17 protein-coding genes and 1 riboswitch are annotated in these 20,337 nt (G+C 67.4%); of the genes, 7 read left to right on the forward strand and 10 right to left on the reverse strand.

Going from position 1 to position 20,337, the window contains the following annotated elements:
* Nucleotides 1–81: 81 nt before the first annotated feature.
* From uca to V5F66_RS01420, 6 genes are all read right to left on the reverse strand, one after another.
* The gene (uca, locus tag V5F66_RS01395; RefSeq protein WP_394093051.1) at nt 82–3,624 is read right to left on the reverse strand and encodes an urea carboxylase; all 3,543 of its coding nucleotides are present in this window, start codon (nt 3,622–3,624) and stop codon (nt 82–84) included.
* A 3-nt stretch (nt 3,625–3,627) separates the two neighbouring features.
* Nucleotides 3,628–4,278 (reverse strand): urea amidolyase associated protein UAAP2, encoded by a 651-nt coding sequence (locus V5F66_RS01400; RefSeq protein ID WP_394093052.1) that lies wholly within the window; start codon nt 4,276–4,278, stop codon nt 3,628–3,630.
* A gap of 11 nt (nt 4,279–4,289) precedes the next feature.
* Complete coding sequence (locus V5F66_RS01405) at nt 4,290–5,102, reverse strand: urea amidolyase associated protein UAAP1 (protein WP_394093053.1); 813 nt, start codon at nt 5,100–5,102, stop codon at nt 4,290–4,292.
* An 11-nt stretch (nt 5,103–5,113) separates the two neighbouring features.
* Complete coding sequence (locus V5F66_RS01410) at nt 5,114–5,938, reverse strand: ABC transporter ATP-binding protein (protein ID WP_012113245.1); 825 nt, start codon at nt 5,936–5,938, stop codon at nt 5,114–5,116.
* Nucleotides 5,935–6,747 (reverse strand): ABC transporter permease, encoded by an 813-nt coding sequence (locus V5F66_RS01415; protein ID WP_012113246.1) that lies wholly within the window; start codon nt 6,745–6,747, stop codon nt 5,935–5,937. Before V5F66_RS01415 ends, V5F66_RS01410 begins: the two co-directional genes overlap by 4 nt.
* Nucleotides 6,748–6,989: 242 nt before the next feature.
* Nucleotides 6,990–8,093 carry a putative urea ABC transporter substrate-binding protein gene (locus tag V5F66_RS01420; RefSeq protein WP_012113247.1) on the reverse strand — a complete coding sequence of 368 codons (1,104 nt, stop codon included), beginning with the start codon at nt 8,091–8,093 and terminating at the stop codon, nt 6,990–6,992.
* Nucleotides 8,094–8,165: 72 nt separating this feature from the next.
* Nucleotides 8,166–8,276, reverse strand: a riboswitch (guanidine-I (ykkC/yxkD leader).
* 246 nt (nt 8,277–8,522) lie between these two features.
* Between V5F66_RS01420 and V5F66_RS01425 the strand changes: the two genes are divergently transcribed.
* Complete coding sequence (locus tag V5F66_RS01425; RefSeq protein ID WP_012113248.1) at nt 8,523–9,539, forward strand: AI-2E family transporter; 1,017 nt, start codon at nt 8,523–8,525, stop codon at nt 9,537–9,539.
* 27 nt (nt 9,540–9,566) lie between these two features.
* Here the strand turns inward: V5F66_RS01425 and V5F66_RS01430 are convergent, their stop codons facing one another.
* A complete protein-coding gene (locus tag V5F66_RS01430) occupies nt 9,567–11,042 on the reverse strand; it encodes an alpha/beta hydrolase (RefSeq protein ID WP_394093054.1) in 1,476 nt (491 codons plus the stop codon).
* 192 nt (nt 11,043–11,234) lie between these two features.
* On the opposite strand from V5F66_RS01430, the gene V5F66_RS01435 reads away from it, so the two are divergent.
* The 4 genes from V5F66_RS01435 to V5F66_RS01450 all read left to right on the forward strand — a co-directional run bounded on the left by V5F66_RS01435 (nt 11,235) and on the right by V5F66_RS01450 (nt 14,065).
* Nucleotides 11,235–11,699, forward strand: coding sequence for a DUF2948 family protein (locus tag V5F66_RS01435; RefSeq protein WP_041576470.1), 465 nt, complete (start codon nt 11,235–11,237; stop codon nt 11,697–11,699).
* Between the two features lie 94 nt (nt 11,700–11,793).
* Nucleotides 11,794–13,086 (forward strand): histidinol dehydrogenase, encoded by a 1,293-nt coding sequence (gene hisD, locus V5F66_RS01440; RefSeq protein WP_394093055.1) that lies wholly within the window; start codon nt 11,794–11,796, stop codon nt 13,084–13,086.
* Between the two features lie 16 nt (nt 13,087–13,102).
* Entirely contained in the window at nt 13,103–13,597 is a 495-nt protein-coding gene (locus V5F66_RS01445; RefSeq protein WP_012113252.1) for a UPF0262 family protein, read from the forward strand.
* Between the two features lie 6 nt (nt 13,598–13,603).
* Nucleotides 13,604–14,065: an arsenate-mycothiol transferase ArsC gene (locus V5F66_RS01450; protein WP_012113253.1), complete on the forward strand. Its 462-nt coding sequence runs from the start codon at nt 13,604–13,606 to the stop codon at nt 14,063–14,065.
* Between the two features lie 122 nt (nt 14,066–14,187).
* On the opposite strand, the gene V5F66_RS01455 is transcribed toward V5F66_RS01450, so the two are convergent.
* Nucleotides 14,188–15,531 (reverse strand): GntP family permease, encoded by a 1,344-nt coding sequence (locus tag V5F66_RS01455; RefSeq protein WP_394093056.1) that lies wholly within the window; start codon nt 15,529–15,531, stop codon nt 14,188–14,190.
* A 197-nt stretch (nt 15,532–15,728) separates the two neighbouring features.
* On the reverse strand, nt 15,729–16,298 hold the full coding sequence (locus tag V5F66_RS01460) for a gluconokinase (RefSeq protein ID WP_394006449.1): 570 nt from the start codon (nt 16,296–16,298) through the stop codon (nt 15,729–15,731).
* Between the two features lie 244 nt (nt 16,299–16,542).
* Between V5F66_RS01460 and gntR the strand changes: the two genes are divergently transcribed.
* Nucleotides 16,543–17,595 carry an HTH-type transcriptional regulator GntR gene (gntR, locus tag V5F66_RS01465; RefSeq protein ID WP_394093057.1) on the forward strand — a complete coding sequence of 351 codons (1,053 nt, stop codon included), beginning with the start codon at nt 16,543–16,545 and terminating at the stop codon, nt 17,593–17,595.
* Between the two features lie 183 nt (nt 17,596–17,778).
* Nucleotides 17,779–18,045, forward strand: coding sequence for a DUF2798 domain-containing protein (locus tag V5F66_RS01470; RefSeq protein ID WP_012113257.1), 267 nt, complete (start codon nt 17,779–17,781; stop codon nt 18,043–18,045).
* 66 nt (nt 18,046–18,111) lie between these two features.
* Here V5F66_RS01470 and rpoD read toward each other — a convergent pair whose 3' ends face one another.
* Entirely contained in the window at nt 18,112–20,112 is a 2,001-nt protein-coding gene (gene rpoD, locus V5F66_RS01475; RefSeq protein WP_012113258.1) for an RNA polymerase sigma factor RpoD, read from the reverse strand.
* Nucleotides 20,113–20,337: the final 225 nt, after the last annotated feature.

Consider the following 20,337-nt stretch of genomic DNA (forward strand, 5'->3'; position numbering starts at 1 on the left):
GGCCTCCCGTGGGCTGGTTTCGGACGGGCGATGTCCGCTGAGCGGCAGATCGGTCGTCATCAGCTTTCCTCTCAGCTTTCGTCACAGGGCTTCGAGCACGCAGACCACATCGCCGGACCGCACCGTGCGGCCGGGGACGGCACGGATCTCCCGCACTCGCCCGGCGGCATGGGCGGTGATGGAGATTTCCATCTTCATGGATTCGATGATGGCGATGGTTTCGCCTGCGGCGACCACCGTCTCCTCTTCCACCAGCACCTTCCAGACATTGCCGGGCACGTTGGCGGCGACGCCGAAGCAGCCGTCCGGCATCTCGCCCTCGCTGAAGGGACCGGCCCCGTCCTCCACCACGAAGCTGTCGAGCCCTTCCGCCTTCCAGCGGGCGCGCTCGGCCTCGAAGGCCGCCTGCTGTCGGGCCTTGCCGGCGGTGATCTCGCCAGCGTTCGCCGCAAGGCTGGCGGCATAGTCGGCGTAGGAGAAGCGGCCGTCCTCGATGCGCACCGGATAGGCGCCATGGGGGAAGGCCTCGCGCGCCTCCATCAGCTCCTGGTGGCTTACCGGGAAGAAGCGGATCTCGTCGAAAAAGCGCAACAGCCACGGCGTGTCGGCGAAGGCGGGCGTACGGCGCCAGGTGTTCCACATCTGGATGGTGCGGCCGAACAACTGGTAGCCGCCCGGCCCCTCCATGCCGTAGATGCACATATAAGCGCCGCCGATGCCCACCGCGTTTTCCGGCGTCCAGGTGCGGGCCGGATTATACTTGGTGGTCACGAGGCGGTGGCGCGGATCGATGGGGGTGGCCACCGGCGCGCCGAGATAGACATCGCCGAGGCCCAGCACCTGGTAGCTCGCCCCGAAGATGATGTCCTTCACCGCCTGCTCGTCCGCCAAACCGTTGATGCGGCGGATGAACTCGATGTTGGACGGGCACCACGGCGCGTTGGGGCGCACCAGTTCCTGATACTTGCGCATGGCAAGTTCCGCCTGCGGGTCGTTCCACGACAGGGGCAGGTGGACGACGCGGCTCGGCACCACCACGTCCTCGGCGCGGGGCAGCCCGCTCTCGATCTCGGCGAGGGCATCCAGCAGCTTGGCGCGGGGCAGCGCCGCGCCATCATAATGGATCTGCAGCGAGCGGATGCCGGGGGTGAGATCGACGATCCCCGGCAGCTTCGCCTCTTCCACTGCCTGCGCCATCAGGTGGGCGCGCAGGCGCAGCGTGATGTCGAGGTGCATGTCGCCGAACTCGACGAGCAGGTTGTCGTCGCCCTGCCGGCGGTAGACGACGCTCACCGGCCCGTCGTCCCGCCGCGCGAGGATGGGTGAGCCGGTCTCTTCCGGTGCGTCGGTGACCATCGGGCCGGCGACGGGGTCCAGCGGGCGGGGCAGGGCGAAGAAGCGCACGGTGTCGCCGGGCTTCAACTGCCCCATCTTCCATTGCTCGTCGCGGGCGATCACCGCCGGGCAGACGAAGCCGCCCAGCGAGGGGCCGTCCGGTCCAAGGATGATGGGCATGTCACCGGTGAAGTCGATGGCGCCGATGGCATAGGCATTGTCGTGGATGTTGGAGGGGTGGAGCCCTGCCTCGCCGCCATCGGTGCGGGCCCAGCGCGGCGTCGGCCCCATGAGGCGCACGCCGGTGCGGGCGCTGTTGAAATGCACCTCGTAGGTGGCATCGAACAGGTCGGCGATGTCGTCGTCCTGGAAGAAGTCCGGCGCGCCGTGGGGGCCATAGATGACGCCGATGCTCCATTCCCGCGTCAGCGGCGCAGGTGTGCCGGGCACATGGTCCGGAACCTGTGGGCGCGTGGCCTTGGGCGCGAGGTGGAGGGCGTCGCCGCCCTTCAGGGTGCCGGTGGCATGGCCGCCGAAGGCGCCGAGCGCGAAGGTGGCGCGCGAGCCCAGCACCACGGGGGCCTGGAATGCGCCGTTGACCGCGAGATAGGCCCGCTGCCCCGGCCCCGAAATGGCGCCGATGGCCAGCACCTGCCCCGCCTTCACCGCGAAGGCGGCATCGTGGGGGGCGGGGATGCCGTCGAGGGTGGCAGGCATCAAGGCGCCGGAGAGGGCGATCACCGCATCGTCGTGGAAGCGCAGGGTGGGGCCGTTCACCGTCAGCTCCAGCGCGCAGGCGGTCTCGGCGTTACCGACCAGCGCATTGGCCCGGCGGAAGGAATACTCGTCCATTGGGCCAGACGGAGGCACCCCCACGTGCCACAGGTGAAGCCGCCCCGGCAGTTCCTGAAGGCTGGTCTGGGCGCCGGGAACCAGCACCTCCACGCTTTCTGGCCGGAAGGCGAAATCCTTGAGCGCCGTGGTCGCCACCTTGGCCGAGGCGAGCAGGTCGGACGCCGCGATGGCGCGCAGATACTGCAGGTTGGTCTCGATGCCGCAGATAGAGGTTTCCGCCAGCGCCGCGTTGAGCGCCGCGATGGCGGCGGGGCGGTCCTTGCCGGTGACGATCACCTTGGCGAGCATGGGATCGTAATAGGGGGTCACCTCGGTGCCGGTCTCGATCCAGCCGTCGATGCGCGCGCCGGCCGGGAATTTCACCTCAGTGAGGAGGCCTGCCGAGGGCTGGAAATTGGCATGCGGGATCTCCGCATAGACGCGCACCTCCATGGCCGCGCCCTTCGGCGCCAGCGGGCCGGCGGCGGCGATGGGATCTTCTCCGGCGGCCTGGCGGATCATCCATTCCACGAGGTCGATGCCGAACACCGCCTCGGTGACGGGATGCTCCACCTGCAGGCGTGTGTTCACCTCCAGGAAGTAGAATTCCTGCCGGGCCGGGTCGTAGATGAACTCCACCGTGCCGGCGCTCTCGTAGGCCACGCTCTGGCCCAACTGCACGGCGGCGGCGTGGAGGCGGGCGCGCACGTCGTCGGAGAGGAGGGGGGCGGGGGTCTCCTCCACCACCTTCTGGTTCCGGCGCTGGAGCGAGCAGTCGCGCTCGCCGAGCGCCACGACCTTGCCCTTGCCGTCGCCGAAGATCTGCACTTCCACATGGCGCGCCTCGGCCACGAAGCGCTCGAGGTACACCCGCGCATCGCCGAAGGAGGCGCGGGCGGTGCGTTGGACGCGCTCGAAGGTGTCGGCCAGCTCTTGCGGCGTGTGGCACAGCTGCATGCCGATGCCGCCGCCGCCGGCGGTGGACTTCAGCATCACCGGATAGGTGATGGCCTCCGCCGCCTTGAGTGCCTCTTCGGCGCTCTCCAGCAGGTCCGTGCCCGGCAGCAGCGGCACGCCGGAGGCTTTCGCCAGCGCGCGGGCCGTGTGCTTCAGGCCGAAATCCTTCAGGTGCTCGGGCTTGGGGCCGATGAAGCGGATGCCCTCATCGGCGAGGCGCTGGGCGAAGGCCACGTTCTCCGACAGGAAGCCGTAGCCGGGGTGCACCGCTTGCGCCCCCGTCGCCTTGCAGGCGGCGATGACGGCGTCCACGTTCAGGTAGCTCTCGGCGGCCGTGGCCGGGCCGAGGCGCACCGCCTCGTCCGCCTCCAGCACGCCGCGGGTGAAGCGGTCGGCGTCCGAATGCACGGCCACCGATTTGATGTTCATGGCGCGGAGCGTGCGGATGACGCGCCGCGCGATCTCGCCGCGATTGGCGATCAGGACCTTCGTGAACATGGATCAGTCCTCCTCGCCGGCGAAGACGAGGACCTGGATCGGCGTCGGGTTGAAGCCGTTGCAGGGATTGTTGATCTGCGGGCAGTTGGAGATGACGAGAAGCACGTCCATCTCGGCCTTCAGCTCCACATAGTCGCCGGGGCCGGAGATGCCGTCCACGATGGCGAGTTCCCCCGAGGGCTCCACCGGCACGTTCATGAAGAAGTTGATGTTGGGCACCACGTCGCGCTTCGACATGCCGTGCTTCATCACCTCGATGACGAAATTCTCGCGGCAGGCGTGCAGATACTTCACCTGATGGCCGAAGCGCACCGTATTGGCCTCGCACGAGCAGGCGCCTGCCGAGGTGTCGTGCCGGCCGCAGGTGTCGGCGGTCACGGTCAGCATGAGGTTGCCTTCGGACGAAATCAGCTTCGTGCCCGTGGACACATAGGCCGAGCCCTGCACCCGCAGCGTATCCTGAGAGGAATAGCGCTCGGAGAAGTCGTCGGCGCGGTAGAACAGGGTATCCACCGCCTGCTGGCCTTCCAGGTCCACGATGCGCACACTCTCGCCCTTCTTCACCAGACAGGAGAAGGGGGCGTTGGCCGGCACGAAGTAATCGGCGATGGCGGTGGAGGCATCCCGCACCGGGGTTGCGAAGAACTTGCTCATGTCAGCCTCCCTCAGCGCGCGTTGTTCTCGAAGCCACGGACGGCTTCGATGGTGGCGGTGCGGCACAGGTCGTCCGCGGCCGGCGCGGGCGCGCGGAAGCGGATGGCCTCCACGGCGGGCGGCGCGTAATCGGGCTCCGGGTCGAGGGGATGGGGGCAGTTGGACAAGGCGACGACGAGGTCCCTCTCGGCGCGCAGGTCGACGAAGTCGCCCGTCTGGCGCTTGCCCTCCAGCCAGTGGAAGACGCCGTCCGCATCGGTGCGCACGGGCGCGAAGAAGGTCAGGGCCGGGGGGATGTCGCGCTTGTCGTAGCCGAGCTTGCCGGCGGCGAGGATGAAGTTGTCGCGGGTGTTGCGCAGCGCCTTCTCGCCGTAGCGGGCGCGGTTGGAGGCGGCGGTGGAGCCGCCCACCAAAGCATCGTGGAAGCCGGTGGTGTCCTCGATCAGGGAGAACATCACCCGGCCCATGTCGGAGAACAGCACGCGGCCCTTGCCGAGCGCCGAGGTCCACTGGACCTTCACCGTGTCGGCATAGTTCAGCCGCTCGGTCTTGTCGCCCGCCGCCCAGGCGATCATGGAGACCGCCGCCGGGCCGTGAGGCAGGCGGATGCGCAGGGCCTCGCCGGCCTTGAGCGGCGTCGACCAGTACCAGCCGCCGGGAATGGTCTCGGCGTGGAGCACGGCGCCTTCGGGGATGGGCGCGCCATCGCGCGGCGTCGGGCCCGGCAGGGCCTTGGGCGCATGCTTCTGGCCGGCGGCCTTCAATTCGGCATAGCGGCGCTTGTTCTCTTCGATGAAGAGGCGGGTGTCCTCGGTGACGGTCATGTCGTGTCTCCTCAAGCCGTCTGAAGCGCCGGGTCGTCCCGGCCGGGTCCCGAGGGAATGGCCGGGTCGTCCCGGCCTGGGGTGGGTGATGCCTGCCTGGTCTTGCCGGCGATGCGGGTCGGCCAGACCTCGATGTCCTTGGCGATGGTGGCGCCGTAGCGGGCCTTCTCCTCCGGCCGGTTGCGGCGGCGCTCGAAGGCGATGATGCGGGTGGCGAGGGTGAACGCCTCCTTCAGGTCGTGGGTCACCATCACCACGGTCATTTCGCAGCTGTTCCACAGCTTCAGCATGAGCTGGTGGATGTCGGCGCGGATGCCGGGATCGAGCGCGCCGAACGGCTCGTCCAGCAGCAGGATCTTGGGCTTGCGCATGATGGCCTGCGCCAGCGCCAGGCGCTGCTGCATGCCGCCGGACAGGGCCGCGGGATATTTGTCCTCGGCGCCCTTCAGGCCCACCTCTTCGATGAGGGCGCGGGCCTCCTCCTCCACCTGACGCCGGCGGGGGCCGAACAGGCGGCCGGTGAAGGGGGCTTCCTCCATCTCGGCGGCCAGCACCACGTTGCCCAGCACGGTGAGGTGCGGGAACACGGAATAGCGCTGGAACACCACGCCCCGGTCGGCGCCCGGCTCGCGGGCGATGGGCTTGCCGTCGATCAGCACCTCGCCGCGGGTCACGGTCTCTTCCGAGAGCAGGATGCGCAGGAAGGTGGTCTTGCCGCAGCCGGACGGACCGACGAGGGCGATGAAGGAGCGCGGCGTGAAATCGAGGGAGATGTCCTCCAGCACGATCTGGTCGCCATATTCCTTCCACAGGTGGTGCACGGAGATGGCAGTCATTTCGCGGCTCCGAACCAGGGGAAGAAGAAGCGGCGGGCGCGCACCAGCGCGAAATCCATGGCCACTGCAAGCAGCGTGATCCAGGCCACGTAGGGCAGGATCACATCCATGGCGAGATAGCGCCGCACCAGGAAGATCCGGTAGCCAAGACCGCTGTCCGAGGCGATGGCCTCGGCCGCGATGAGGAACAGGAAGGCCGGCCCCAGCGACAGGCGCAGCCCGTCCATGAGGCGGGGCAGGATCTGCGGCAACACCACCCGCAGTGCCATCTGCCAGGTGGAAGCGCCCAGCGTCTGCGCCTTGATCATCTGCTCGCGCGGCAGCTCCTCCACCCGCATGGCGAGGTCGCGGATGAGATAGGGCGTGATGCCGATGGTGATGAGCGCGATCTTGGAGGCTTCGCCCAGCCCCATCACGATGAACAGGATGGGCAAAAGCGCCAGCGGCGGCACCATGGACACCATGGCGACGAACGGCGCGAGGAACGACCGCACGATGGGCAGCATGCCCACCAGCACGCCGACGAGAAGGGCGATGGCGGTGGAGATGGCCAGCGCCGAGAACAGGCGCTCCAGGCTCGCCAGCGTATCGGTCCACAACAGATAGTCGCCGGTGCGGGCATCCGCCGTGAAGGCCACCTTGATGATGGCATCGCCCAGCGACACGAGGCTCGGCAGGAGCTTGTCGTCGGGGTTGGCGGACAGGCGCTCGGCCGAGCCCAGCACATAGGCGAGGATGACGAGGGCAAAGGGCAGGATGGCGAGGAACAGCGCCGTTCCCCGATCCGGCCTGACGTTGACAAGGCGCATCAGCGCTGCTCCGAAAATTGGGTTGGATGGCAGTCGGTCTGGACCGCAGAGGCTCCCTCTCCCGCTTGCGGGGGAGGGCCGGGAAAGGCTCTCAATCGTCTCTCGCCCGCGTCATGCCCGGGCTTGTCCCGGGCATCCACGTCGTGCCGCCGGCGCGACGCCCGAAATGAGGCCGCCAGCCGCGGGGCGTGGATGGCCGGGTCAAGCCCGGCCATGACGTTGGTCGGGGAGGGGCTGCGCCCTCAGAGCTTCCCGTCGGCGGCGAGCGCCATCCAGGTGTCGACGAAGCGGAACTTCACGTTCTTGGCGTCGCCCAGCACCTTGCCGTCGGCCAGCGCGATGCCCACCGCGTCGGCGGACTTGGCGTTGGAGCCGAGCAGGTTCTTCTCGAACAGGAACTTGCGCACCCGATCCATGGTGGTGCCGACGGCCGGGGAGCGCACGAACTCCACCGCGTCCGACGCCTTGGCGAAGAGCTTGGTGGCGGCGAGTTGGCTGTCGAAGCCGGCGAGGTCCGAGCCGGAGGCCTTGCCCATGGCGGCCCGTGCCGCCTTGCCGGCCTCGGTGTCGGCGGTGAACAGGGCCGTGGTCTCGTACCAGATGCCCACCAGTGCCTTGCCGAAGTCCGGGTTGTCCTTGAGCGTGTCGGAGTTCGCGACCATCAGGTCCATGATCTCGCCGGGGATCTTGGACGAGTCGAACACGCTGTGGGCGTTCTTGTCGGCGAGGATCTCGGACACCAGCGGGTTCCAGGTGACCACCGAGGTCACGTCCTTGGTCTTGAAGGCGGCGACCATGTCAGCGTCGGAGGTGTTCACCACCTTCACGTCGCGCTCCTTCAGCTTGATGCTCTCGAGGGCGCGGGCGAGCAGGTAGTGCGAGACGGAGAACTCCACGAGGTTCACCTTCTGGCCCTTGATGGCCGAAAGCTCCTTCTTGCCCTTCAGGATCACGGCGTCGTTGCCGTTGGAGAAGTCGCCGACGATGACGGCGGTGGTGTCCACGCCGCCGGCGGCGGGCACGGAGAGGGCATCCATGTTGGTGACGGTGAGGGCGTCGAAGGCGCCGGCCGTGTACTGGTTGATGCTTTCCACATAGTCGTTGAACTGCACGACATCGATCTTGATGCCGTACTTGTCCGCCCACTTCTTCACGATGCCGGTGTCGTTGGCATAGCCCCACGGCATCCAGCCCACATAGATGGACCAGGCGACCTTGAATTCCTTCTTGGGCGCGGCGGCGGCCGGCTGGGCGGCGAGCGCCAGGCCCACCACGGCGGCGGCGCCAAGGGCGCGGACGGCGAAGGATTTCAGGCGTTGAGCTGAGAATGAGAACGCAGTGTGCATGTAATTCCCCTTCGTTTCGAACGATTGGGAACTGGCGGAAACCCAAGTGCCGCCAATTCCTTGGCCACTGAGGTCTCCCGGGCTTTTATCCCGCCGTGCACCCGCCCCGGATGTCTCCCGGAGCAGTGGCAGCTCTCGGACCAGCACATCCCGCAGGATGCCGGAACCCTAGCCACCAACTCGTTCTGTTATCTAGCAACGGGCGTGCCAGATCTCGGATATAATAAAATCAATGGTTTATAGGATTCAGTGGGCATCCTCGTGCGCCGGACTCGTGCAGATGACGATCAAAATTTAAGCATAAGTGCCATTCCGTGGGCGCATTGCATACATTGGCGCGTCCCTTCGGCCTGCCCCCCTTCCGTCCCCTCGCTATCCGGCTGCGCTTGCGGTAGTCGGTGCGGGCCCGCTTTCGGGGAAGGATGCAGCATGAAGTTTCCGGTCGGTCTCGCCGCGGCGATCCTGGTCTTTGCCGCCCTCTATGTGGCGGATACGCTGATCGTGCCGGTGGCCTTCGCGGTGTTCGTCATCGCCGTGGTCTACCCGCTCCAGTCCGTGCTGGAGAAACGCCTGCCGAAGCTGCTGGCGGTGTTGGCCACCCTCGTCATCACCCTGGCGGTGGTGGGCGGGGTGTCGTCGGTGGTGGTGTGGGGCTTCAGCCATGTGGCGACCTGGGTGTTCCAGAACACCGCCCGCTTCCAGGTGCTCTATGGCCAGGCCGCCACATGGCTGGAAGGCCATGGCTTCGTGCTGGCCGGCTTGTGGGCCGAGCATTTTGACGTGCGCTGGCTGCTGCGGGTGTTCCAGGATATCTCCGGCCGCCTGCAGGGGCTGGCGAGCTTCCTCGTCTTTACCTTTGTCTACGTGCTGCTCGGCCTGCTGGAGGTGGATGCGGCGAAAAGCCAGGTGCTGCGGCTCGGCCGCACCGGGCGGGCGCCGCACCTGCCGGCGGCCCTCGCGGATACGGCGGCCAAGCTGCAGAAATACATGGCGGTGCGCACCCTCATGAGCATCGCCACCGGCGCGGTGGTGTGGGTGTTCACCCTCACCGCCGGGTTGGAACTGGCCATCGCCTGGGGCGCCATCGCCTTCGCCATGAACTACATCCCGTTCATCGGCCCGTTCGTGGCGACGCTGCTGCCGGCCCTGTTCGCCCTTGCCCAGTTCGAATCCTGGGAAATGGCCCTGTTCGTCTTCGCCTGCCTGAACGTGATCCAGTTCCTCTCCGGCTCCTATCTGGAGCCGCGTCTCGCCGGCAAGGCGCTGGCGGTGTCGCCGTTCCTGGTGCTGTTCTCGGTGTTCTTCTGGGCCTTCCTGTGGGGCATCGCGGGGGCCTTCATCGGCGTGCCGATCCTCATCGCGGTCCTCACCATCTGCGCCCACCATCCCTCGTCCCGCTACGTGGCGGAACTATTCTCCGGCCAGACGGTCCCCGAGGAGATCTGATTCCAGGCCCGCCGGGTCTGGGCGCATCTACCGGGCGGGGGGCAGTCCGGCCGCCACCCGCTCGGCGAGGTAAGGGAAGAAGGGATTGGAGGACATGCGCACCAGCATGTCCATGCCCACCACCAGCGATCCGAATTCTCCCCGGGCGGCGATGTCGCCGAGCCTTATGCCGAAGGTGTCGGAAAGGTCCGGCTCCAGCCCGTAGAGCCCGTCGGAGAGCGGGAACGGGATCGCCACGTGGGACAGGGAATAGACATCGTCCGGATAGGTAATCGAGAGCGGGCGCCTCGTCTCCTCGGTGGCGTTGGCGGGGGTTTCGCGCACCTCCATGGCCTCACTGGTGGTGGAGGCATTGGCGATGACCGCCGTGCGGAACCGGCGCGGCGCCGGCGGCAGCAGGCGGGCGAGGGTGGTCCCGGCATTGACCGTCAGCAATTCCTCGAAATGCCCGCCGCGATTGATGTCGAACAGCACCAGCTCGCTGCCATTGTCGTCGAGGCGGGCGTGCAGGTCGTCGATCACCGCGCGGGTGCTCACGGTATGGTCCAGCACCGACTGGAAGGTGAGCACCGGAGCGAGGCCGGACAGGCGCCCGGAGCGCGAATGGCGCGTGATGTTCTCCTGCAGAGCCTGCGTCAGGAGGAAGGACTGACGCGCCGCATGCACCGGAAATGAATTGTATTTGAACGGGTTGAACTCGGGAATGAGGTTCAGCCACGCCGCCTTGGCGAAGGCGGGGAAGATGGACGGCAGGCCGGCGAGGCCGGCGAAGCGGGCGAACTCCGTCACTCCCACCATGGGTGACATCAGCACTATGCGGGACGGTGCCACCAGCGAAGGATCGTCCAGCGCGTCCAGCGCATGCATGAGCGCCAGCGCCCCGCCATTGGAATAGCCGACGATATGCACCGGCTTGTCCGGCCCGACGCGGTGGCGGGCCTCGCGCATGGCGAGGCGGGTGGCGGCGATCCAGTCCTCGTAATCGGTCTCGGTGAGGGCGCCGGGCACGGTGCCGTGGCCCGGCAGGCGCAGCACGATGGCGATGAAGCCGTGATCGGCATAGAGCTTGGCTAGGTGCCGGTGGCTGTAGGGCGAATCGGTGAGGCCGTGGAGGAACACCGCCGCCCCCTCCGGCGCGCCTTTGGGCTCCAGCACATAGGTGCGGTTGAAATCCTGGGCGAAGCGGCCGGGATAGATGGGGCTGGCGTCATAATAGCGGTTGAAGCGCACCCGGTCGGTGGGGGGCAGCTTCTGCGTCACCTTGGTCTCGACGGCGGCGAAAGCCTTGTCTTCGGCCGCAAGATATTGGGCAAGGTCGGCCTTCGCCAGCGCGCTGCGGCTGAGTTCCGGCGGCACGAAGGTATGCCACGGCTCCAGCGGCGGACCGCGCTGGCTGTCCACGGCCCGCACCACGAAGATGGTGAGGACGACGGCGGCCACCAGCAGGGCGAACAGCTTCACTGCGCGCTTTGAGCCCCGCCACAGCGGGCCGAAAATCCTCATTGTGCCGTCATCCCTCCTGCCGCACGCGCCGGCGCCGCGAACCTATAGGTTGCCGGAGCGCCAGGGCAAAGGCGCAGCATCGCGCTTTTGCCCGTGCCGGCGAGCGGTTGCAGAGCTGAGCCGCGCACTTGCCCCTTGAAGGGCGGGGGCGTGATCGCTATGTGCGCTGCATGCCAGAAAGGCAGCATCGCCATGGAAAATCTGAAGCTCATCGCCCTCGACGACGAGGATCTCGCCATTTTTTCCGCCCATCTGCAGGATGCGGTGGTGAAGACGGTCGACATGGGGTTCCTGCCGCGGCTGCAGCGCTTCGCCATGGTGCTGAACCGCTTCGACTGGGACCAGCAGGTCTGCGCCAACGAGACCGTGCGCCGGCGCACCGGCCTGCATTTCGAGCGGGTGCGCGACGTGAAGTGTCGCAACATGGAGGAGGCGCGCCGCACCGGCGTGCTCAATCTCCTGGCCGTCACCTTCATCCCGGGTGAGTTGCCCTCGGGCTTCGTTCTGCTCACCTTCTCCGGCGGCGCGGAAGTGCGGCTTGAGGTGGAGTGCATCGAGGCCGGCATGCGGGACCTCGGACCTGCCTGGGGGTGCACCCATGCGCCCAAGCACCCGGTGCCGGAAGACGTGGCGCAATCCAAGGGTTCCGCTGCTTGAGCGGAGCCGCGGAAGCGCCGGCGCGACGCGCTGCCGGCGCGGCACGGTGACCGCGGGGCTTCCCTCGCGGGCGAAGCTGCTCTAGCAAGGCGTCATGCCGATCCGCCTCATCACAGAACAACCCGATTTTCCCGAGCGTTTCACCACCTTCCTCGGCTCCAAGCGCGAGGCCTCGGTGGACGTGCAGGAACAGGTGGCCACCATCATCGCCGACGTGCGCGCGCGGGGCGATGAGGCTCTCATCGATCTGTCGCGCACCTTCGACCGGGTGGACCTTGCGAAGCTCGGCCTGCGCGTGACCGACGCGGAGCTGGACGCGGCCCTCGCCTCCATCCCGCCGGAAACCCGCGAAGCCCTCGCCTTCGCCAAGGCGCGCATCGAATCTCATCACGCCCGCCAGAAGCCGGCCGACGACAGCTATCGCGACGCCGCCGGCGTCGTGCTGGGCCATCGCTGGACCAGCGTGGACGCGGTGGGCCTGTACGTGCCCGGCGGTACCGCGGCCTATCCCTCGTCCGTGCTCATGAATGCGGTGCCGGCGCAGGTCGCGGGCGTGCCGCGCATCGTCATGGTGGTGCCGGCCCCCGATGGCGAGATCGCGCCTTTGGTGCTTGCGGCGGCGCGCCTTGCCGGCGTGCACGAGGTCTATCGCGTGGGCGGCGCCCAGGCGGTGGCGGCACTGGCCTATGGCACGCAGACCATCCAGCCGGTGGACAAGATCGTCGGCCCCGGCAACGCCTATGTGGCGGCGGCGAAGCGGCAGGTGTTCGGCAAGGTGGGCATCGACATGGTGGCCGGCCCTTCCGAGGTGCTGATCCTCGCCGACGGGAACGCCAGCGCCGACTGGATCGCCGCCGACCTCCTCGCCCAGGCCGAGCACGACACCGCCGCCCAGTCCATCCTCATCACCGATTCGCACGAGCTGGCGGACCAGGTGGAGAAGGCGGTGGAAGGCATGCTGGCGACCCTGCCGCGCGTCGCCATCGCCTCCGCCTCGTGGCGCGACCACGGCGCCATCATCCTGGTGCCGGACCTCGCCTCGGCCATTCCGCTGGTGGACCGCATCGCGCCGGAGCACCTGGAGATCCACGCCGCCAACGCGGACGCGCTTGCGGCCAAGGTACGGCATGCGGGGGCGATCTTCGTGGGCGCCTTCACGCCGGAGGCCATCGGCGATTATGTGGGCGGCACCAACCACGTGCTTCCCACCGCCCGCTCGGCGCGCTTCTCCTCGGGCCTGTCCGTGCTCGATTTCATGAAGCGCACCTCCATCCTGAAGCTCGACGCCGGCGCGCTGGAACAGCTCGGGCCGGCGGCCGTGCGCCTTGCGGCGGTGGAGCGGCTCGATGCCCACGGGCGGTCTGTCTCCATCCGCACCAACAGATGATCGGAAGGACGAGGCGATGAGCGACAAGCCGGATGCGCGCCCCTCAGCCCGCCTCAGCGCGGTGACGCTCGACGACGCCTCCATCGGCCATTCCAGCGCCGATATCGACCACGAGCGCGCCACCGCCATCTGGGACCTCATCGAGGACAACAGCTTCGCCCCGTGCGGCGATCCGGGGGAGGGGCCCTATACGCTGCATATCTCGCTCATGGAGAGCCGCCTGGTGCTGGACATCAAGCGCGAGAGCGGCGAGCAGGTGGTGCAGCACCACCTGTCCCTCACCCCCTTCCGGAAGGTGGTGAAGGACTATTTCCTCGTCTGCGAGAGCTATTACAACGCCATCCGCTCCGCCTCGCCGAGCCAGATCGAGGCCATCGACATGGGCCGGCGGGGGCTCCACAATGAGGGCTCGACGCTGCTGCAAGAGCGCCTCGAGGGCAAGGTCGATCTGGATTTCGACAGCGCCCGGCGCCTGTTCACGCTCATCTGCGCCCTGCACTGGAAAGGCTGAGCGACCATGGAGCCGCCTGCGGCACCCAAGCGCTCGGCGCGGCCGCAATCGGTTCTCTTCATGTGTGGACAGAATGTGGTGCGCTCGGTGATGGCGCAGGCGTTGGCCAAGCACCTGTTCGGCAAATCCATCTATGTGGCATCGGCCGGCGTGATCGCGGGCGATGTCGACCCCTTCGTCACCGCGGTGCTTGATGAAATCGGCCTCGATGTGAAGAAGCATCGGCCGCAGAGCGTGGAGGACCTTGAGGAATATGAGGGCCTCAGCTTCGACCTCGCCATCACCCTCTCGCCGGATGCCCACCACCGCGCGCTGGAACTGACCCGCACCAACGCCCTGGGCGTGGAATACTGGCCGACCCCTGATCCCTCGCGCGAGTCCGGCAATCGCGAGCAGCGTCTCGACGCCTACCGCACGGTACGCGACGAACTGGAGCAGCGCATCCGCGCCCGTTTCCGCCAACCCTGACCCGAGACCGCGCGGCGCCCGGGCGAAGAAATCCCGGATGCGCAGCATCCCGGGGATAGCAGCAAAACCACGCCCGCCGCCGGACTTGGGGAAGCGGCGGCGGGCGTGCTGTCGCGGCGGAGCTACACCACCAGCGAAAGCAGCATGATCAGGCCCAGGGCCACCACCGACAGGATCGTCTCCATGGCGGTCCAGGTCTTGAAGGTCTCCTCCACCGTCATGTTGAAATACTGCTTCACCAGCCAGAAGCCGGCGTCGTTGACGTGGGAGAGCACCACCGAGCCGGCGCCGGTGGCCAGCACCAGCAGCTCACGGTTGACGCCCGGCGTCAGGGCGAGGACCGGGGCGACGATGCCGGCCCCGGTGATGGTCGCCACCGTGGCGGAGCCCGTCGCCACCCGGATCACCGCCGCCACCAGCCAGGCGAGGAGGATCGGGTTCACATGGGCCTGCACCGCCATATGGCCAATGACATCGCCCACGCCGCTCGCCACCAGCATCTGCTTGAAGCCGCCGCCGGCGCCGACGATGAGGATGATGCCCGCCACCGGCAGGAGGCTGTCGTTGAGGTGCTTGCCGATGACCTCGCGCGAGAAGCCGCGCGCGCTGCCGAAGGTGTAGAGCGACAGCAGCAGCGCCGCGAGCAGCGCGGTGATGGGGTGGCCGATGAGGTCCAGCCACGCCCGCACCGGATGGCCGGCGGCGAAGGCGACATCGGCGAACGCCTTCAGCAGCATCAGCACCACCGGCAGCAGGATGGTGGTGAGGGTGACGCCGAAGCCGGGCAGGGTGTGGGCGCGCTCGTCCTGAACGAACTGGGCGACCAGCTCCGGCGATGGGTGGCCCGGGATGCGCCGCGAAATGAACGAGCCGAACATGGGGCCGGCGATGGCGGCCGCGGGCAGGCCGACGATGAGGCCGTAGAAGATGGTCTTGCCGATATCGGCGCCGAAAACGCCTACCGCCAGCAGCGGCCCCGGGTGGGGCGGCACCAGGCCGTGCACCGCCGAGAGACCCGCCAAAAGCGAAATGCCCACCTTCACCAGCGACACGCCGGTGCGGCTCGCCATGACGAAGACGAGCGGGATGAGCAGCACGAAGCCGATTTCGAAGAACAGGGGAATGCCCACCAGGAAGGCGGCGAGCATGATGGCCCAGTGCACCCGCTGTTTGCCGAAGGCATTGATGAGGGTCTGGGCGATCTGGTCCGCGCCGCCCGATTCGGCCATCAGCTTGCCCAGCATGGTGCCGAGGCCGAGCACGATGCCGACGAAGCCGAGCACGCCGCCGAAGCCGTCCTGGAACGACTTCATGATGAGGTCCACTGGCATGCCGGAGCTGAGCCCCAGGAAGCCGGCGGCCAGGATCAACGCCACGAAGGGGTGGACCTTGAAGCGCGTGATGAGGACGATGAGGCCGATGATGGTCACCGCCGCGTCGACCAGTAGAAATGTGTCCTTGCTCATGCCCAGCATGCGTTCCTCGCAACCCTTTTGAAACCCAGTGGAAAATGACCGTCCGTGGTGCTCTTGCCCCGGCGTTGCCGGCCGGGACGACAATGAGGTTTCGCTGACGCAGGGTGAGATAGCGCTATCTCGCGAGGCCGAAGCACGCCGTGCATCAACAGTCCCGCCCCGTGCGGACGGAGGGGAAAAAGCAGAGGCTAGACAGCCTGACTGAGAGTGGAGCCGGGGATATGTCGCGCGCCTGCGCGCCTTTCCGCCGACGCACGCCACCATTCCACGACGCGGGGCGCCATCTCGGACAGGGGGAGCGTCGCATCAAGGGTCAGTGTCAGGGCCTCCGCCGACGGGCGCTCCAGCGCCGCGAACTGGCTGTCGATGAGGCTCGCCGGCATGAAATGTCCGGGCCGCTCGGCCACGCGGTGGGCCGCCATTTCCCGTGTCAGGTCCAGGAACACGAAGCCGAGCCCCGGCACAGCCGCACGCAGGGCATCGCGATATTTCAACTTCAGAGCCGAACAGGTGAGAACCGGCGCCGCACCGTCGGCGAGGGTGCGCGCCATCTCCTCGCCGAGGCGCGCCAGCCAGCCGGCGCGATCGTCATCGTCGAGGGGGATGCCGGCGGACATCTTGGCGATGTTGCTGGCGGGATGGAAACTGTCGCCTTCGATCAGGCGCGCCCCCGCCAGCTCGGCCACGGCCGCGCCGACGCTGCTTTTGCCGCAGCCCGAAACGCCCATCACCACCAGGGCCGCAATCGTGTCGCCCATCTTCGTCTCCCCCGCGCCCCCAGGGCGGTGTCACGCGCTTCCTGAGATAGCGCTGTCTTTCGCGGCCGGAAGCATAGCTGCCATGCGTCCTTGGGTCATTGACCTTAAGTCGAGTACATCCTTAACTTCCAACGATATAGCGCTCCGGTTCCTGTGGAGCGCGCATGTTTCTTGCTTGATGCCGTCAAGATAGCGTTATCTTATGCCGCTGTCGGTGCCGGCTATCAAGCGGAAAAACGCGCCCATGTCCCAGCGGTCTTCGAGTGGATCGTCCGGCTACCCCTCCCGCGGGTCGCGCGCCAGCGGCCGTCCCACCCTCGCGGAACTGGCGCAGATCGCCGGCGTCTCGCCGATCACCGCCTCTCGTGCCCTGCGCGGCGTCGCCAGTGTGGATCCCGATCTCGCAAAGCGCGTGCGCGAGGCTGCGGCCGCGCTCAACTACGTGGCCAACCCTGCCGCGCGCACCCTCGCCTCCGCCCACAGCGATGCGGTGGCGGTGCTCATTCCCTCTCTCTCCAACCTGCTCTTCATCGACACGCTGGAGGCGATCCACGACGTGCTCATGCCGCGCGGCCTGGAGGTGCTGATCGGCAATTTCCACTATTCACCGGAGGAGGAGGAGAAGCTTGTCCGCAACTACCTCGCCTACCAGCCGCGCGGCATTCTGCTCACCGGGCTGGAGCAGACGCCGGCCACGCGCAGCCTGCTGAAGGCGAGCGGCATTCCCGTCGTCTACATGATGGAGCTGAGCCGGGAGATGGGGGTTCACAGCGTCGGCTTCTCGCAGGAGGAGTCCGGCGCAGCGGTCGCCCGTCACCTGCTCGCCCGGGGGCGGCGCCATCTGGCCTATGTGGCGGCCCAGCTCGATCCGCGCGCGCTGGAACGCGGCCTCGGTTTCCAGCGGGTGCTGGCGGGGGAGCGCGAGGTGCGGCCCCCGGTGTGGCTTTCGGTGCCCGAGCCCTCGTCGGTGGCCCTCGGTGGCGAACTGTTCGTGCGCCTTCTGGAGGCCTATCCCGACATCGACGGCATCTTCTTCTGCAATGACGATCTCGCGCAGGGCGCGATCTTCGAGGCGACGCGACGGCAGGTTCCCATTCCCGGCCGGGTCGCCGTGGTGGGCTTCAATGACCTGCCGCTGTCGGCCCACATGGCGCCGCGCCTCACCTCCATCCGCACCCCGCGGGCCAAGGTGGGGGAGGCGGCGGCGCGCCGGCTCGTGGCCCTCATGGAAGGGGACTGCCGCGCCGAGCCGGCCATTGATCTCGGTTTCGAGCTGGTGGAGCGGGAGAGCAGCTGAGGCTTGATCTGGCGGCACCGGGTCTTGACGGCGCCCCGGCGTGCATGGTGTAAGCGTGCTGCGCTCGCTCTGCGGCGCCGTAAGCGTCCGACGTCAGGCAACGCATCCACACCGGTCCTTGGCCGGTCCGGATGTGTGTGCGCGATCCGGACCGGCCGGGACCGTCCAGAAGGGATGGCCCACATGGCCTCTTCAAAGTCCCCCAAGTCCATCCGCAAGCTGCCCGCCCGCTATGCCGGCATTCTCATGCCGCTGGTGCTGTCGGTGCTGATGACCTTCGTGGTCTCGGCCATCGCCACGGCCAAGAGCCTCGGCTTCGGCCCGGATTTCCTCACTACGTGGCCCACCGCCTGGGCGCTGTCGTGGGTGGTGGCGTTTCCCACGCTGCTGCTGGTGCTGCCCGTGGTCCGGCGGATCGTCGCCCTGCTGGTGGAGGCGCCGGCGCGCTGAATGCGCCGGCGCCAAAAGAAAAGGCGGCCGCAAGGACCGCCTTTTCCAATCAGATACGCCGCCCGCTCAATTGTCGAGGAACGACCGCAGCTTGCGCGAGCGCGAGGGGTGCTTGAGCTTGCGCAGCGCCTTCGCCTCGATCTGACGGATACGCTCGCGGGTCACCGAGAACTGCTGGCCCACTTCTTCCAGCGTGTGGTCCGTGTTCATGCCGATGCCGAAGCGCATGCGCAGAACGCGTTCCTCGCGCGGGGTGAGGGAGGCCAGAACCCGCGTGGTGGTCTCGCGCAGGTTGGACTGGATCGCCGCGTCGATGGGCAGGATGGCGTTCTTGTCCTCGATGAAATCGCCGAGGTGCGAATCCTCCTCGTCGCCGATGGGCGTTTCGAGGGAGATGGGCTCCTTGGCGATCTTCAGCACCTTGCGCACCTTCTCGAGCGGCATGCCGAGCTTCTCGGCCAGCTCCTCGGGTGTGGGCTCGCGGCCAATCTCGTGCAGCATCTGCCGGCTCGTGCGCACGATCTTGTTGATCGTCTCGATCATGTGCACGGGAATGCGGATGGTGCGCGCCTGGTCGGCGATGGACCGCGTGATGGCCTGCCGGATCCACCAGGTGGCATAGGTGGAGAACTTGTAGCCGCGCCGGTACTCGAACTTGTCCACCGCCTTCATCAGGCCGATGTTGCCCTCCTGGATCAGGTCCAGGAACTGCAGGCCGCGGTTCGTGTACTTCTTGGCGATGGAGATGACGAGGCGCAGGTTGGCCTCCACCATTTCCTTCTTGGCCTGGCGGGCTTCCTTCTCGCCCTTCTGCACCATCTGCACGATCTTGCGGAACTCGGCGATTTCCAGCCCGGTCTCGGTGGCCAGCGCATGGATGTCGCCGCGGATCTCGTGGATGGTATCCTTCTCGTGGCCGACGAAGCCCTTCCAGCCCTTGGTGCCCAGCTTGGACACGCGCAGCAGCCACTTGGGGTCCAGCTCCGCGCCCATGTAGTTCTTCAGGAAGTCGTCGCGGGTCACGCCATAGCTGTCGGCGAGGCGCAGCAGGCGCCCCTCCAGGCCCACGAGGCGCTTGTTGATCTCGTAGAGCTGCTCCACCAGGGCGTCGATGCGGGCCTGGTTGAGGGACAGGCTCTTCACGTCGCCGACGAGGTCTTCCTTCAGCTTCTTCGCCTTACGCTCCTGCGCCGGCGACAGCGTCTCGTTCTTCAGCTTGGATTCGACGTTCTGGTCCTGCAGGCGCCGCAGCTTGGTGTAGGAGGAGGCGATGCGGTCGAAGGTTTCCAGCACCTTCGGCTTGATCTCCGCCTCCATGGCCGCGAGCGACATGGAATTTTCCATGTCGTCGTCCTCGCCCTCGGGACCGGGGGCGTCGCCCAGAAGGCCGTCTTCCCCGGCCTCAGGCGCAAGGGCGGCTTCCTCGCCGAGGGCCGCGGGCGGGTTCTTGCCCTCGGGGCCGGCGTAGGTCGCCTCGAGGTCGATGATGTCGCGCAGCAGCACGCGGCCCTCGGTGAGCTCGTCGCGCCAGATGATGATGGCCTGGAATGTCAGCGGGCTCTCGCACAGGCCGGCGATCATGGCCTCGCGGCCGGCCTCGATGCGCTTGGCGATGGCGATTTCGCCCTCGCGGGAGAGCAGCTCCACCGAGCCCATCTCGCGCAGGTACATGCGCACCGGATCGTCGGTGCGCTCGGCTGGCTCGGACTTGGTCTCGGAGCGCGCGACGGCCCGTGGGGCGGGCTCGGCGAGCTCGCCGCCTTCGGCCTCCTCGGGCTCCTCGGCGGTCTCGGTTTCCTCGGCGCCCTCTTCGGCCTCGGCTTCCTCGGCCTCGATGACGTTGATGCCCATGTCGTTGAGCATCGCGAGAGTGTCCTCGATCTGCTCGGAGGTGACTTCCTCGGAAGGCATCACCTCATTGAGCTGCTCGTAGGTCACATAGCCGCGGCGCTTGGCATTCTTGATCATCTTCCGGACGGCGGCGTCGGAGAGGTCGAGCAACGGCCCGTCGGGCGCGTCGGTCTCCTTCTCGGGAGCCTCGGTCGCTTCGGAAGACTGCTTCGCCATGGACTTCTCCTGCGGATCCTGCTGAGTGCCAACAGCAGAACGGCGGCGCGGCGCCTCGGCCGTACCACCTTTTGCCTTTGCGCCCGGGAGCGGCTTTTTTGACGCCATCCCGTTAAACCAGCCTGAACGCACTTCCAACCCCTATGGTTGATGCGTTAGGCTCCCTTTCATTCTGCTTCGCCCATCGATGTGGCCGCCACGGGGTGGCCGACTGCCGAAAGGCGA

The sequence above is a fragment of the Xanthobacter versatilis genome (assembly GCF_043193975.1).
Lineage (GTDB): Bacteria > Pseudomonadota > Alphaproteobacteria > Rhizobiales > Xanthobacteraceae > Xanthobacter > Xanthobacter autotrophicus_E.